The 14,277-nt window shown below is 61.0% G+C and carries 15 protein-coding genes and 1 tRNA gene; 11 read left to right on the plus strand and 5 right to left on the minus strand.

Annotated features, from left to right (window positions below; translation table 11 throughout):
* Nucleotides 1–209: 209 nt before the first annotated feature.
* The 8 genes from WC026_RS00620 to tgt all read left to right on the plus strand — a co-directional run bounded on the left by WC026_RS00620 (nt 210) and on the right by tgt (nt 6,324).
* Nucleotides 210–1,289, plus strand: coding sequence for a phosphatase PAP2 family protein (locus WC026_RS00620; protein ID WP_372708854.1), 1,080 nt, complete (start codon nt 210–212; stop codon nt 1,287–1,289).
* A 31-nt stretch (nt 1,290–1,320) separates the two neighbouring features.
* Nucleotides 1,321–1,824, plus strand: coding sequence for a pantetheine-phosphate adenylyltransferase (coaD, locus tag WC026_RS00625; protein WP_372708855.1), 504 nt, complete (start codon nt 1,321–1,323; stop codon nt 1,822–1,824).
* A 21-nt stretch (nt 1,825–1,845) separates the two neighbouring features.
* On the plus strand, nt 1,846–2,238 hold the full coding sequence (locus tag WC026_RS00630; RefSeq protein ID WP_372708856.1) for an MGMT family protein: 393 nt from the start codon (nt 1,846–1,848) through the stop codon (nt 2,236–2,238).
* Between the two features lie 183 nt (nt 2,239–2,421).
* Nucleotides 2,422–2,961, plus strand: a complete 540-nt coding sequence (locus WC026_RS00635; RefSeq protein WP_372708857.1) for a peptidylprolyl isomerase — start codon at nt 2,422–2,424, stop codon at nt 2,959–2,961.
* Nucleotides 2,962–3,098: 137 nt separating this feature from the next.
* The gene (locus WC026_RS00640) at nt 3,099–3,575 is read left to right on the plus strand and encodes a peptidylprolyl isomerase (protein ID WP_372708858.1); all 477 of its coding nucleotides are present in this window, start codon (nt 3,099–3,101) and stop codon (nt 3,573–3,575) included.
* Entirely contained in the window at nt 3,575–3,982 is a 408-nt protein-coding gene (locus WC026_RS00645) for a DUF423 domain-containing protein (RefSeq protein ID WP_372708860.1), read from the plus strand. The genes WC026_RS00640 and WC026_RS00645 overlap by 1 nt, the downstream gene beginning before the upstream one ends.
* A 9-nt stretch (nt 3,983–3,991) precedes the next feature.
* Complete coding sequence (queA, locus tag WC026_RS00650; protein ID WP_372708861.1) at nt 3,992–5,101, plus strand: tRNA preQ1(34) S-adenosylmethionine ribosyltransferase-isomerase QueA; 1,110 nt, start codon at nt 3,992–3,994, stop codon at nt 5,099–5,101.
* A 56-nt stretch (nt 5,102–5,157) separates the two neighbouring features.
* Entirely contained in the window at nt 5,158–6,324 is a 1,167-nt protein-coding gene (tgt, locus tag WC026_RS00655; protein WP_372708862.1) for a tRNA guanosine(34) transglycosylase Tgt, read from the plus strand.
* Here the strand turns inward: tgt and WC026_RS00660 are convergent.
* Nucleotides 6,299–7,204 carry a DMT family transporter gene (locus WC026_RS00660; RefSeq protein ID WP_372708863.1) on the minus strand — a complete coding sequence of 302 codons (906 nt, stop codon included), beginning with the start codon at nt 7,202–7,204 and terminating at the stop codon, nt 6,299–6,301. The two genes, tgt and WC026_RS00660, sit on opposite strands and share 26 nt — an antisense overlap.
* Nucleotides 7,205–7,557: 353 nt before the next feature.
* On the opposite strand from WC026_RS00660, the gene WC026_RS00665 reads away from it, so the two are divergent.
* Nucleotides 7,558–7,632, plus strand: a tRNA-Lys gene (locus WC026_RS00665).
* A 542-nt stretch (nt 7,633–8,174) separates the two neighbouring features.
* The gene (locus WC026_RS00670; protein WP_372708864.1) at nt 8,175–8,948 is read left to right on the plus strand and encodes an outer membrane protein; all 774 of its coding nucleotides are present in this window, start codon (nt 8,175–8,177) and stop codon (nt 8,946–8,948) included.
* A 352-nt stretch (nt 8,949–9,300) separates the two neighbouring features.
* Here WC026_RS00670 and WC026_RS00675 read toward each other — a convergent pair whose 3' ends face one another.
* The 4 genes from WC026_RS00675 to WC026_RS00690 form a co-directional block, all read right to left on the minus strand.
* Nucleotides 9,301–9,939, minus strand: a complete 639-nt coding sequence (locus tag WC026_RS00675) for a DUF2076 domain-containing protein (protein ID WP_372708865.1) — start codon at nt 9,937–9,939, stop codon at nt 9,301–9,303.
* 268 nt (nt 9,940–10,207) lie between these two features.
* Nucleotides 10,208–10,558, minus strand: a complete 351-nt coding sequence (locus WC026_RS00680) for a hypothetical protein (protein WP_372708866.1) — start codon at nt 10,556–10,558, stop codon at nt 10,208–10,210.
* Between the two features lie 151 nt (nt 10,559–10,709).
* Nucleotides 10,710–11,039, minus strand: coding sequence for a hypothetical protein (locus WC026_RS00685; protein WP_372708867.1), 330 nt, complete (start codon nt 11,037–11,039; stop codon nt 10,710–10,712).
* 89 nt (nt 11,040–11,128) lie between these two features.
* Nucleotides 11,129–11,608, minus strand: coding sequence for a hypothetical protein (locus WC026_RS00690; RefSeq protein ID WP_372708868.1), 480 nt, complete (start codon nt 11,606–11,608; stop codon nt 11,129–11,131).
* A 367-nt stretch (nt 11,609–11,975) separates the two neighbouring features.
* On the opposite strand from WC026_RS00690, the gene WC026_RS00695 reads away from it, so the two are divergent.
* Nucleotides 11,976–14,258 (plus strand): TonB-dependent receptor, encoded by a 2,283-nt coding sequence (locus WC026_RS00695; RefSeq protein ID WP_372708869.1) that lies wholly within the window; start codon nt 11,976–11,978, stop codon nt 14,256–14,258.
* The last annotated feature ends 19 nt before the right edge of the window (nt 14,259–14,277 follow it).

Here is a 14,277-nt window from a genome sequence, read left to right on the forward strand (position 1 = left end):
CGCATTCCAAGGTCGCGCCCGCCACCAGCTTCACGAAGCCGCCGCGCCCCGGACAAACGCCAGCGATAGCTGACGTTTGTCCGCTTCGATTTGTGATTTTAAGATATTGAATTTATTGACCTTCTCAAGATTTCAAAAAACCCCGCCAGCCTTAACGCGCCTTTCAGGCTTCTCTGCCACAAACAACCCGTCCAGTAGCGGGGCCGTGCATGAGTATTGCGTCTTTCACCGCGTTGCCGAAGCCGATGTGGGAAGTCGCATGGGCTTACCTTCGCGCCGGCATCCCCGAGCTGTGGCAACGCTCGAGCCGTCTCGCCTGGATGGTCCTGGCGGGGTGCGCTGGACTGCTCGCCATCCTGTCGATTGCGATGGGTTTCCATTATGCGCCGTTTCTGCTCTCCGCGCAGCTCGTCATTCTGCTCGCGCTTGCCGCCGGATTGACCGGCGCGCGCTGGCTGCGTCCGGCGCTGATCATGGAAACGGCTGCGATCTTAACCGCAACCTTTCTGATCGTTCCTCCGCTGTGCTCCGCGCTCGCCGCCATGGCAATGCCGCTGCAAGACGCGGCGCTCGCCGAGATCGACCGCAGGATGGGGATCGATTGGATCGCGATGGCCTTCTGGTTTCGTGACAACCCTGAGCTTTCACGCGTGCTGTGCCACGTCTACGCCAGCAATCTCTGGCAGCCGGTCGCGTTGCTTCTTGCCCTGACCGCCGCCGATCCCGAGCGCCTGCGCCTGATGATCACCGCATCGGCCATCACGCTCGCCATCACGATGTTCGGATTTTTCCTCATTCCGGCGATGGGACCTTATTGGTACTTCCATTTCACGCCCGCCGATTTCCCCGACGCGATCAACGTCATGCCATGGGAGCAGCCGAAGCTCATCGAAGGTTTGCGCACCGGTTCGCGCGAGATGGTATTCAGCGGCATCGTCGAGTTCCCGAGCTATCACGCGGCGTCCGCCCTCCTGTTCGCAATCGCCTGGCGCGGCGTGCCGGTCATCGGCGTGTTTGGTATTCTCCTGAACATCGTCATGTTCGTTTCGACTGTCCCGGTCGGCGGCCACTACATCATCGACCTTTGCGCCGGCGCAGCCGTCGCCCTGCTCAGCCTGAGCCTCGCCAAGCGCTACTATCGTGCGACGGACCGCATCCCCCCGCTGGAGCCTTGGACCCGCACGCGTGAGGGTCGCCGTTTCTTGGCCGCCTTGCGCAAACGGCCGATTGTCTCGGCCCTGATCAAGCGGACGCTTAAGACTTCCTCTAAAGAAGCGGCGACGGCTTGATCTCGGATCGGTTGCGCCCTTACAAGCGAGCATGACCCGCATCGGCTTTTATTCCGGCTCCTTCGATCCCGTGACCCTCGGGCACACCGACGTCATTCGGCGGGCGGCAGGCCTGCTCGACAAACTGATCATCGGCATCGGCATCAATCCGGGCAAGGCCCCGATGTTTTCGACCGACGATCGCATCGCGATGCTTGAGGACGAAGTTCGCCCCATCGCGCGCGACACAAAAACGAAAATCGAGGTCGTGACCTTTTCCGGATTGGCGGTTGATGCTGCGGCTCTGCACCGGGCGAAAGTGATCGTTCGCGGGCTGCGTGACGGCACGGACTTCGACTATGAAATGCAGATGGCGGGCATGAACGGCGAGATGGCGCCGGACATTCAGACTGTCTACGTCGCCGCGTCTCCGCACGTGCGCCACATCGCAGCTAACCTCGTGCGCGCGGTGGTCTCGATGGGCGGCGATCCTTCGCCGTTCGTCTCCAAGGACGTGCTGAAGCGCCTGAAGGCCAAGTCCACCAAGTCGAAATAGATTTTGGTACGGGTCAACGCCATGTCGAAAAGAGCCGATCTGCTGACGCTCGTTCGCGCCGTTCCAACGGGTCGCGTGACGACGTTCGATGTACTGGCTGAAAAGATTGGCGAGCCGCCCGCATTCGTTCAGGCGCGCTTGGCGAGCTTGTCGGAAGACGAGCGCGATTTCGTCCCCTGGTATCGCGTCGTCGCGAAGGGTGGCGCGATCGGCCGGGGTCCGCATCGCGATCAGCAATTCGCACGCCTCGTGCGCGAAGGTGTGCAGGTTTTGCCCGCGGGCATCGTGCACGACATGCCGCGCTTTCTCGTGACGTTCGAGGCCGCGCCGCAGGAACGCCAGAAGCGATCCGAGGCGCCGCCGGAACCGACGCCACCCCTCAGTCGCTCGCGCGGCATGAAATCACATCGATAGGCGGCAGGGTCGCGAACTGCGGCGCTCGTCATGGCGCCGAAGCCCGGCGCAAGCGCCGCAACACTGTCCAAGGGTTGCGATCAGGCCGTCAAATCGCCATAAGGGCGACAACACTGCCGGCTGCAACGACAGAGCGGCAACAGCCCGCCTCTGGAAAACCTCCAAGACATCATGAGGAGCGCCATGACCCGCTTTCTATATCTTGCCCTCGCGTCCGTGTTTGCCATGACGTGCCTCGCCGGCACGTCGGCTCGCGCGGCGGGCGACAAACTCGTTATCGAGCTGAAGACCGGCAAGGTCGTCATCCAGCTCCGGCCCGATCTCGCGCCAAAGCACGTCGAGCGCGTCAAGACGCTGGCTGGCGAAGGCTTCTACAACGGCCTCAAGTGGCATCGTGTGATCGACGGCTTCATGGCGCAGACCGGCGATCCGACCGGCACCGGCATGAGCGGTTCGAAGCTTCCCGATCTTCCCGCCGAATTCTCGCGGGAGCCCTATAAGCGCGGCTCGGTCGGCGCGGCGCGCACGCAGGATCCGAATTCGGCGAATAGCCAGTTCTTCATCTGCTTCAACGATCAAGGCTGCTCCGGTCTGACGGGCCAGTACACCATCTGGGGACAGGTCGTCTCGGGCATGGAGAACGTCGACAAGATCAAGCGCGGCGAGCCGGGCTCGGGCACAGTCGACGCTCCCGACACGATGGTGAAAGTTTACGTCGAGTAGAAAAACTCCCTCTCCCCATTCCTCTGCGCTTGGAATGGGGAGAGGGGCGGCAACTAGCTTAGAGCAGGCGGCTGCCCCTCACCCTGACCCTCCCCAGCGAACGGGGAGAGCGAAAGAAATACTGAAAGGAACTGCAAGTGGCTGACTACAAAGACCCCGAGAACACACTGCTGATCGAGACGAGCAAGGGTCCGGTTGTGATCGAACTCCGTCCTGATCTCGCGCCGAAGCATGTCGAACGCATTAAAACGCTGGCGCGCGAAGGCTTCTACGACGGCATCGTGTTCCATCGCGTCATCGACGGCTTCATGGCGCAGACTGGTTGCCCGCAGGGCCGTGGAACCGGTAGCTCGAAGCTGCCGAACCTTCCGGCCGAATTCAACGCCGAGCCGCACGTTCGCGGCGTCTGCTCGATGGCGCGCGCACAGAATCCGAATTCCGCGAACAGCCAGTTCTTCATTGTGTTCGACGACGCCCGCTTCCTCGACAAGCAATACACCGCCTGGGGTAAGGTCATCTCCGGCATGGAGAACGTCGACAAGCTCAACAAGGGCGAGCCGCCGGCGAGCCCGGATAAGATGATCACGGTTCGCGTCGCTTCGGATGCGGCGTGATGACGGACTCTTGTGACACCACCAAGGGCGCGCTTTGCGGCGCGCCTTTTCTCATTCTCGCCTGGGCGGGCCTTGCCGGCGCTGCTGGCGTCGCGCTCGCCGCAGCCGCCTCGCACAAGTACCCGAGCGCGTCGCTTGCGACGGCGGCGACGATGTTGACGCTTCATGCCGCTGGGGCCGTCGCCCTCGTGGCCTTGCCGTTCCGCGCCTCGCGCCCCTGTCTGTGGCAGGCCGTTGCCGCCCTGATGCTTACCGGAGCCTCGATTTTCTCGGGCGAAATTGCCTACCACACGATCATCGACGACGCGTCATTCCAGATGCTTGCGCCGATCGGCGGTACACTGATGATGGTGAGCTGGCTCGTCGTCACGGTGCTCGCGATCGCGGGAGCATGGCGCAAAAGGTGACACGTCGCGATGCGTACCGATCTTTTCGATTTCGAGCTGCCCGATAGCGGCATCGCGCTGCGTCCCGCAGAGCCGCGCGATTCCGCGCGTCTGCTGGTCGTACATCCGGTCGAGGGTGGCTGCGCACGTGACGACGCCGATCTCTCCGACAGGACAGTCCGCGATCTTCCGGGCTTGCTCAACCCGGGCGATGCGCTCGTTTTCAACGATACGCGCGTTATTCCGGCGGCGCTCTCAGGCGTGCGCAGTCGCGGTGAGACGCAGGCGAAAGTCGATTTCAACCTGACGAAGCATGTCAGCGACAATTCCTGGCGCGCCTTCGCGCGACCGGCGAAACGTCTCGAGGTCGGCGACCGCGTGCACTTCGGCCATTCGGGTGAAAGCTGCCTTCTCGGCGCGCTCGATGCGACCGTGTCGGCGAAAGGCGAGGCGGGCGAAGTCGAGCTTGCATTCGATTTTTCGGGCAGCGTGCTCGACGATGCGATCCGCGCCATCGGGGTGATGCCGCTGCCGCCGTACATCGCGCTGAAGCGTGGTGCCGACGATCGCGACCGTCAGAGCTATCAGACCGTTTATGCAAAAAAGGACGGCGCCGTCGCCGCGCCGACCGCCGGGCTGCACTTCACCCCGGAACTGCTGGCCGCTCTCGATGCGCGCGGCATCTCGCGCCATTTCGTGACGCTGCACGTCGGGCCGGGCACGTTCCTCCCCGTGAAGGTCGACGACACCGATGAACACAAGATGCACAGCGAGTGGGGCGAAATATCATCCGAGACGGCGGCCGCGCTCAATGAGACGCGCGCCCGCGGCGGCCGCATCGTCGCCGTCGGCACGACGTCGCTTCGTGTCCTCGAAAGCGCTGCCCGCGATGATGGGCGCATTCCCCCGTGGTCGGGCGAAACGTCGATCTTCATCACGCCCGGCTATCGCTTCAAGGCCATCGACGTGCTGATGACGAACTTTCACCTGCCGCGCTCGACGCTGTTCATGCTTGTCGCGGCCTTCTCCGGCCTCGGCACCATGCGCGCCGCCTACGGCCACGCCATTCACTCTGGCTATCGCTTTTATTCCTACGGCGACGCCAGCCTGCTATTCCCCGCGAAATTCCCCTCTCCTTGACGGGGAGGGGTTAGGGGTGGGGTGATAGGATCACGACGCATTTTGCAAAGGCAGACGTGGAAAATAATCTCACTCCGGACGGCCGCTTCGCCTTCCACCTCAAAAAAACGGACGGCTTGGCGCGTCTCGGCGAGATCACGACGTCGCGCGGCGTCATCCGCACGCCTGCGTTCATGCCGGTCGGAACGGTCGCGACGGTTAAGGCGCTCTACCCCGATCAGGTGCGCGACGCGGGCGCCGACATCCTTCTCGGCAACACGTACCATCTGATGCTGCGGCCCGGCGCCGAACGCATCGCCCGCCTCGGCGGGCTGCACAAATTCATGCGCTGGGACGGCCCGATCCTGACCGACTCCGGTGGCTTCCAGGTGATGAGCCTCGGAAAGATCCGCAAGATCACGGAGGAAGGCGTCGCGTTCCAGTCGCATCTCGACGGCTCGCGTCATATGCTGTCGCCCGAACGCTCGATTGAAATCCAATGCCTGCTCGGCGCCGACATCCAGATGCAGTTCGACGAATGCATCGAGTTGCCAGCAGAGCGTCGCGAGGTCGAGCGCGCGATGGAATTGTCGCTGCGCTGGGCGGAACGCTCGAAGCGCGCGTTTGAGACACAACGCGCGGCGGGCGGCGCGCACGCGGGGCAGGCGCTGTTCGGCATCGTGCAGGGTGGCACCGATGCGGAATTGCGCCGCCGTTCGGCGGACGCGCTCGTGGCGATGGATTTTCCCGGCTACGCCGTCGGCGGGCTCGCAGTCGGCGAGGGTCACGAGGCGATGATCGCGACGCTCGGCGAAACGCTGCCAGCGCTTCCCGCAAATAAGCCGCGCTACCTGATGGGCGTCGGCACGCCGCTCGATCTCATCGAATCCGTCCGCCTCGGCGTCGACATGTTCGATTGCGTGATGCCGACGCGCAATGGCCGCCACGGCTATGCGTTCACCTGGAATGGCGCGCTCAATATGCGCAACGCCAAGTTCGCCGAAGACATGAGCCCGATCGATGAGCTGAGTTCATGCCCTGCGGCGCGCGACTATTCCAAGGCCTACGTGCATCACCTGATCAAGTCCGGCGAATTTCTCGGCGCCATGATCCTGTCGTGGGTCAACACGGTATTTTATCAGGACCTGATGGCGGCGATGCGTGAAGCCATCGCGAACGGCCGCTTCGCAGAGTGGGCCGACGAAACGAAATCGCGGATTACGAGGCAGCTTGCTGCTCCATAGCAGCGTCCTTGCTGTCGCGATGGGCGATGCGTTCCCGGTGCACGAGGTAGATGCCGGACGCGATGACGACTCCCGAACCGATCAGCGTCCAACGGTCCGGGCTGTCGCCGAAAACAACGTATTCCAGCGCGACCATACTCATCAGCTGGAAATAGAGAAACGGCGAGACGGACGAGGCTGGCGCCAGCCCATAGGCGTGAATCAGCAGATAATGCCCGAGCCCGCCGAGCGCGCCGGTCGCAAGCAGCAACAGCCAATTGAGCGGCGTCGCAGGCCACACCCACTCCGGAATCGCGAAGAATCCGCCCACCACGACACCAACGATCAGCGCGTAGAAAAGCGTGACAAGCGGCGGATCGATGCCCGAGAGCTTGCGCGTCACGATCATGAACAGCGCATAGGCCGTCATCGAGACGAGCGACGCCAGGAATGCCGGATGAAATTCGACGATGCCGGGCCGGACAACGATCAGAACGCCGAGAAAACCCGAAACGATCGCCATCGCGCGGTGCCATCCCACGTATTCGCCGAGCAGTGGTCCGGCCAGCGCCGCCACAAGAAGCGGCGCCAGAAACGCGATCGAGATCGTCTGGTCGAGACGCAGGTATTGGATGGCGATGAAGTTGAACGCCGTCGTCGCCACCATGAACACCGAGCGCAAAATCTGCAGCCCGGGCCGCTTCGTCCTGAACCACCCCGGAACCGAGCGCGGCCCGAAGATGATCACCATCAGCAAAGCTTGGCCGAGGAAGCGCGCCCACACGATCTCCGACGTCGGGATGCCCTGAAAGCTGCCGAGATATTTCGCCGTCGCGTCGAGGCACGAGAACAACGACACAGCCGTGCACATCAGAAGAACGGCCTTGAGGCGGTCAGGCATGGGTGCGCCGTAAATGAAACGGAAGAGATTCCGAGCCGAGGCCTATGGTGCCCGGTGAAACGCGGGACCTCGAAGCACTTTGGCGGGGAAACCGGAATTCAAGTCTGTAAGCTTAAGCGCGTATCGATACTGCGACCATATCGCCGCACAATGGCTATGCTGACGCCCCATGAGGCGTCACGGCAACGCATCCAGCCACGTCCCTCCAGTCAAGTGCGGGCTCAAAGTTTCCGGCAAGGTGCGTAAATCTGTCCTGAAAGCACCATCCTGTGGGCCGCATGCCGTGATCTTTGCGCACCGCGCGAGCCGACACTTGCGCTCCGGCGAAAAGGCAGGTAACCGGACCCCTTCGGGGGCCCGTAGCTCAGCGGTAGAGCATCTGACTTTTAATCAGAGGGTCGTTGGTTCGATCCCAACCGGGCTCACCATTATAAACAGGGGTTTAGCGAAGTCGGAATTTCATTCTGACTTCGCCGTAGCGGAGCCAGTCTGACGTTCGGTGTCAGACTGTTCGCAAACCGACTGCAATCCCGATGTCGCTGAGCAGCCAGCCCGGTTGTTCCGTTCAGGTTCGCTGCGGCCTCGCGCCTGCGATCCGGGCAGTTCGAGGAAATCCGGATCATCCGATCGCGTGCAACTCGCGGTGAACGGAAGCCGTCCTCCGCAGACCGTCTCGGGTCGGATGAGAGAATGGACGCCGGATCGGCTCGTTCCTCCTGCGACGTACACCCGACGGTGTAAGGCGATGCTTGCCGTCTAATTATTGTTAGCGACTTTAAACCCCGTGCTTCACGATGGTTTTTTGTGCAGATCCACCAGCGCGATCGAGACGAACCCAACTTTCGATCGAAGCTGGTGAGACACGTTCAACAACAATGCCTGAATGCGTTGGTTGCATCGTATACGGATTAATCTTCGCTTTACCGAAGCGGCGCGTCATCGGCTGGACTTGTCTAAGCCGAGGAGCACCATGATGGCGCGTAATTTCACAGCGGCAATGATCGCCGCGATTGCAGCGTTTTTTTTTCATTCCAGCGTAATCCAAGCGCAGGGCCTTAAAGATGGCCCCGTCTCTCCCGAGACGACCTCTTGGACCGGCATCTATGTCGGCGTGGGCGGCGGTTTTAGCTCACTTGTCAGTGAATTTGACGGCAAGCCAGGATCCGGGGTCACGGATCCGGGCGCCGCAGGAGCGCGCGCCTCTTTTAATGGATTAGGATCATCTGGCGGCTTCGGCACGGTCGTTCTCGGTGCCGATTATCAAGTGAATGCCCAATGGGTCGTCGGCGCCTTCGGTGAATATGACTTTGAAGACATGACGAGTAACGTCTCGGTCGATATTCCGGGAATTCCTTTAACAGCGCGCGCCAGCCTCGACGTTCAGGGCAAGGCGTCTGTCGGAGCGCGGCTGGGATATCTCTTTTCTCCCGATACGCTTTGGTACGTGGCTGGAGGTTACAGCCGCATGTCTCTGAGCGACGTGAAATTAAACGTTGTTGGGTCCGATCCGGATATTTCAGCGACTATAAATGTGCCGAGCCTTTCCGGTGTGTTTGTGGGCGCCGGCGCTGAAACGCGGATTACCGAGCACTTGTCCCTGCGAGCCGAATACCGCTACACTGACTTCGGAAGCGGCAAGGTCGGGCTGCCGACAATCGACGGTACAAACCTCAACGAGTTTGTCGACGTGCATGTTTCTCCGGGCATGCAGGAGGGTCGAGCTTCACTCAATTATCGCTTTTGATTGTTTTGCACGCCCGTGGCCTGCTGTTCGTTCGAGAGAAATTGCAGTTCACGGGCGCCGGCAGCGCCCAGTTTCAAGAACGCTCTCGATTTCCGCATCCAATTCGCTAGTCGGGGCGACAAAACTGGATCGTTGAGCGCGGCTCTATCGTTTCCCATCTCGGAAATCTCAAGCCGTTGGCTAATGTCAGACTGTCAGGAACGTTCCTGCAAAATGATAAGGCGCGACCTGAACAGCTGGTTCCGAACTGACTGCGGATTGAGACCGAGCCTGCGATGGGACAGCCCGCGACACGCCTTCAACTCGCCGGCGATCTGACCGGCGAGCGCGTGCTGCGCAGGCTGATCCTCATTCACACGTCCATGCTGCCGTCGTCGTCGGACCAGTCGTCATCCTGCTCGTCCTGCATGTCGTCCTGGGCGGCATCGTCGGCAGCGAGATCCTTGCGCGCCTGATCGGCATCGTCTCTCGCATCTTGCGCGTCGTCTTGAGCGCGATCGAGTTTAGCCTGCGTTTCGCTGGCCGACGCCGCGCCGCCGCTACCGCCAAAAAGGCTGCGAATGCTGTCGGCGAGAAACATACCGCCGGCAACGCCCGTTGCGGTCGAAAGCGCCGTACCAAGAAAGCTTCCGCCCCGCGACGGCTGCCGCGCCCACGGGCTCGCGGCAGGCTGTGCGGTTTCAGAAGGCGTATCCGCGGACCTGCGGCCTGTCTGTGGCACCGATGATCCGCCGAGAAAATTGGTGGACCCACGCGGCTCGCTGGATCGCATGTCTCGTGTAGATGCTTCGAGCTCTCTTATGCGCACGTCGGCGCGATCAAGGGCTTGCTGCTGCACGAGCACGCTTTGCGTCAGATAGTAGGGAGCGTCCGGAAAGCGAGAGAGAAGATCCCTGATGAGCTGCTCCGCATCCCGATCCTTCGGTGCACCGCTCGCGCTCCTTAAACGGGCGAACAGATCCTCGATGAGACGTTGTTCCTGTGACTCCATGTCAGGTGTTCCTTCGCCATTATGCGCCACGCCGAAATGAGACGGCGGTAGATATGTAAGGTTTGAAATGCTCGTGAAAATACCGCCTGGACGATTACTTTTTCGTCAGGTCGACGAAGTGTCAGGCGCTGAGAATGATTTTCAAAAACCACGAGCGCGCGCACCGCACTGCCTGATCATACGGCAAAACAGGCTTATTCCGCCTTATGTCGTTCGGCCTAAGCCGAGGCGTGCGCCGTCTAACGTGATTTTCGGGATTGTCCGAAGATCACCATCGCGGTCCGGTATAAGGCGGCTGAACGCGCGCATCGGCGCAGTATTCGCCGTTCCAATACCGGAACTCGCCACAACTCGGAGGCGGAGGAGGCGGTAGAATTTCGAAAACGGGAGCCGCGTCCGGCTGCGGAGGATAAGGATCGACGCGTCGCGGCGGGGGCAGATCGTCTTCATCTTCATAGATATTATCATAGCCATCGTCATGGCGATGTGTGACGGCAATCACCGGAAGGCGATTTTGCTCGAGAGCCGTCAGCGGCAAAATCGAGTGCGCGCCGCCCGGCGAAGTCGAAAGAATGCCCGGCACGATGATGCAAATAAATAAGACTGTCGCGTTCCGCATGGCCAGCTCCCGGCGCGATAACAATCGGCGCAAACGTAGCCTCGGCGGACGACGCTGGCAGCGAGAACGGTAATTCCGGTTAATCGATCGTTGGCGCGGGTCGTCCGTTAAACTGAGGCTCCTGGTTCGGACGGTGGCGTTAGCATTACAATCATCGCGGCTCGGCGCGTGCTCCGAGCGTTGCAATGTTCTCGCCCGTATGATCGAGCGTCTCCGCGATGAGTGCGATCGGCGGTTTGGACTCGATAGGACGTCGCGCGACCTGCGCAGGCGGGCGACGTACAACCCGACGCTCCGGCGCCGCCAAAACGGTCTTTTTATCGGCGGTGGGTTTCGGCATCGCTCGCGCTAAGCCGCCGCCAAGACCCATATATCCGCTCATCCAAGACGTTTGAACGGTGATCGTTTCGTCGATCGTAAGGCTCTGAGCCGCGAGATCGCCCGGTATAACGGACGCCGTCGCGGCGAGCACTCCAGTCACGACCAGATTTCGGGAAAAGCTCACGATGGTCAGCCCGGTGCAAGAGACGGCTACCGGGAAAGTTCAAGATGCTTCGGGTAAACAAAAAGTTAATGGGAGGATCGGAGCGGGATATTTGTCTCCAGGCCTGTTCCATTGCTCTTTCCCTTGCGCGCGGGAGCCGGAAGAGCAGGGGTTGCGGGTTTCCCGAGTTCGGTATCGATATCGACGACGGTGCAGCCTGAAACGCGCATGGCATCGTTGATGTTATTGGCCTCGCGCCGCATCTCCGCCAGCTTTTGAGCCTTGGGCTGATCGACGTAGGGTTTGCCCTGCATCAGGTCGAAGACGCCCGCGAGCGTATCGGGAACGGTCTGCTCCTTGGCGATCGTCGCCTTTAGGCTCTTCATATCGTTGATGCGTTTCATCAGATAGCTGCTCATCTTGGGGCACGGATCGCTCGGAACGGACAATTGCTGTTTGTGCTTGGCCGCGCACGGCGTGCTCAAAAATCCGGCGCACGAAATCAGTACCGCACTCAAGGCAGCACCAAGACGAAACGAGCGGCCCTTGAGCTTCAAGACGTTCATCGGTTCGGTCCTTCGTTCGTCATCGCTTTTGCGTTCGGCGCCGATCGCGCTGCCGCTTTGCATGTCTGGGCCAGCGGGGTTTTCGCGGCGTCGGAATCTAAGTGACGGCTTGGCTCGAAATTGCGGCGCGGCGGCGATGCATAGCTGAGTTGTCTCATTTTAGGGAGCGCGAGTTGCTCACATGTCGACTTTCGAGCGCAAATAAACCGCCGGTTTGCCGCGCTTTCGCAGTCCAGACTGTCGCTTGAAAGGCACGCGTCCGCGCGTCGCGATATGAGCCGGCTCGACACATTAAATATGTTATATTATACGAAACTATTAAAGCGGCATTGGTTGCTGCAGTTGGGGAATGTCGTTGGGGGAAATCATGCGCACGTGCATCGGATTGACGGCGTTTGCCGTGGCCTTTGGGTCTATGTCGCAAGCAATGGCTCAAGAGCCTCAGGCACAAGAGACGCCTCCGGCATCTACGAGCCAGCCAGAACAGACCTCGCAATCCTCGGCGTCTCCGTTGCCGCCCGTCGTCGTTGTTGCGCCCAAAAGAGCCGTCTCATCGAAGACGAAGGCGCGCACGCCGAAAAGGAACGGGCCGTCCGGTGCGACGGCGGCTGCTTCGAAGCCGGTGCCCCCGCAAGCGCCGCCATCCGTGGAAGGCGGCGGAGAAGATGCGGTCTTGGCGGCGACGATCCTGCCGCCGCCCGGCACACTGATAAGCCCGCAATCAGGCACGCAGGCGACCACGGTAACGAATGCCCGCGATATCATTCCGACGCATGGCGCAACGATCACCGACACGCTGGATCAGCAGCCGGGCATAGCTGGATCGACGTTCGCGCCGGGTACAAATCGTCCGATCATTCGCGGCCTCGACAACAACCGCGTGCGAATTCAGGAAAACGGAATAGCGACAGGAGACGTTTCCGACATCAGCGAAGACCATGCTTTTCCGATCGATCCTTACAGCGCCGATAGCGTGACTGTGACGCGCGGGCCGTCGACCGTTCGTTATGGATCGCAGGCCATCGGTGGCGTCGTCAGCGCGGAAAACCAGCGCATCCCGACCTATATTCCGTATGGCGGCTTCACCGCGCAAGTCATGGGCGGATTAAGTTCCGTCGACAACGGGCGCGACGGCGCGTTCAAGGCAACGGCCGGTTCGCAAGGCTTCGCCATCCACGCCGACGGCTTCGCGCGCCATGCGGACGATTACGACACGCCGGAAGGCCGTCAGGAAAACTCATTTCTCGATAGCCACGGCGCGTCCATCGGCGGCTCCGTCATCGGACACGATGGTTTTTTCGGTGTCAGCTACACGCGCTTCGACAGTCTCTATGCCGTTCCCGGAATCGAAGCGGCGGAAGAAAAATCGCGCATCGACATGGGACAGGACAAGATCAACGCCAAGGGCGAATGGCGTGCGCCGGATCTCGGCATTGCCGCCGTGCGCGGCTGGTTCGGCTGGACCAACTACGCGCACAACGAACTCGTTTTCGAGGCCGACGAGGGCGCCGACGCCGTAGGGTCCCGCTTTACGAACAGATACACGGAAGGCCGCGCGGAAATCGAATCCGTGCCCATTGCGACCGCGCTCGGCGCGTTGACGAGCATCGCCGGCATTCAGATCAGCAATCGCCAGCTGGCCGGCATAAGTTTCGAGGGCGACAATCTGCTCGAGCCCAACACGACCGATAGCATCGGCGGCTATCTATTCGAGGAACTACGCCTGACGCACGCGCTGCGGCTGCAGGCGAGCGGCCGCGTCGAGAGCGATAATGTCAGTGGTTCGATGTACGTGGATATCTTGAATCCGCTACCCAACAGCCTCGTCGCCGAACGGAAATCCTTCACGCCCGTCAGCGGCAGCCTCGGATTGCTTTATGACCTGCCGCACGGCATCGTGGCGCGCCTCACGGGGACATATGCCGAACGCGCGCCGGTCGCGCAGGAACTCTTTTCGAAAGGCGCCCACGAGGCGACGGAGACGTTCGAGATCGGCAATCCCGACATCGGCATTGAGACGTCGAAGTCGATCGAATTCGGATTCAACAAGGCAGCAGGCCACTGGCGGTTCGATTCATCTTTCTACTACACGAAATTCGACGGCTACATCTTCCGCGATTTCACCGGCGGAAAATGCGACGACACGATTGCATCCTGCGGCTCCGGCAGCGAGCTTGACGAAGTCATCTTCAATCAACGGGACGCGACGTTCTATGGCGTGGAGTTGGCGACGGAATATGACGTTGCCCGTATCTGGAACGGCATCTGGGGCGTCTCCGGCCAGTACGATTTCGTGCATGCGGAATTCTCGAACGGCGAGTATGTGCCGCGCATGCCGCCGCACCGCATCGGCGGCGGGATTTTCTATCGCGATGACGCGTGGCAGGCGAAGGTTTCGTCCCTCTATGCGTTCAATCAGAACGACATCGCCCCGCACGAAACGCCGACGGCGGGATACACGCTTGTCAACGCCGAAATCAGCTACACGATGACCTTGAACGGCGACGGCGGCATCGCGCCGAAGCTGATCATCGGGCTCAAGGGCGAAAACCTCTTGAACGATGACATCCGTAACAGTGCATCGTTCAAGAAGGACGAAGTTCTGCAACCAGGCGCGAACGCGCGCCTGTTCGGAACGCTCGTCTACTGAGCCCGGCGCGTCATTATCG

Source organism: Hyphomicrobium sp. (genome assembly GCF_041674905.1).
Classification (GTDB): Bacteria; Pseudomonadota; Alphaproteobacteria; order Rhizobiales; family Hyphomicrobiaceae; genus Hyphomicrobium_B.

Bases quoted from the DNA above. Each gene is read 5' to 3' on its own strand.
- WC026_RS00670 (WP_372708864.1), top strand. From the start codon at position 8,175: ATGATGGCGCGTAATTTCACAGCGGCAATGATCGCCGCGATTGCAGCG.
- WC026_RS00660 (WP_372708863.1), bottom strand. From the start codon at position 7,204: ATGCCTGACCGCCTCAAGGCCGTTCTTCTGATGTGCACGGCTGTGTCG.
- coaD (WP_372708855.1), top strand. From the start codon at position 1,321: ATGACCCGCATCGGCTTTTATTCCGGCTCCTTCGATCCCGTGACCCTC.
- WC026_RS00620 (WP_372708854.1), top strand. From the start codon at position 210: ATGAGTATTGCGTCTTTCACCGCGTTGCCGAAGCCGATGTGGGAAGTC.
- WC026_RS00635 (WP_372708857.1), top strand. From the start codon at position 2,422: ATGACCCGCTTTCTATATCTTGCCCTCGCGTCCGTGTTTGCCATGACG.
- WC026_RS00675 (WP_372708865.1), bottom strand. From the start codon at position 9,939: ATGGAGTCACAGGAACAACGTCTCATCGAGGATCTGTTCGCCCGTTTA.
- WC026_RS00690 (WP_372708868.1), bottom strand. From the start codon at position 11,608: ATGAACGTCTTGAAGCTCAAGGGCCGCTCGTTTCGTCTTGGTGCTGCC.
- WC026_RS00645 (WP_372708860.1), top strand. From the start codon at position 3,575: ATGACGGACTCTTGTGACACCACCAAGGGCGCGCTTTGCGGCGCGCCT.
- WC026_RS00695 (WP_372708869.1), top strand. From the start codon at position 11,976: ATGCGCACGTGCATCGGATTGACGGCGTTTGCCGTGGCCTTTGGGTCT.
- queA (WP_372708861.1), top strand. From the start codon at position 3,992: ATGCGTACCGATCTTTTCGATTTCGAGCTGCCCGATAGCGGCATCGCG.
- WC026_RS00680 (WP_372708866.1), bottom strand. From the start codon at position 10,558: ATGCGGAACGCGACAGTCTTATTTATTTGCATCATCGTGCCGGGCATT.
- WC026_RS00630 (WP_372708856.1), top strand. From the start codon at position 1,846: ATGTCGAAAAGAGCCGATCTGCTGACGCTCGTTCGCGCCGTTCCAACG.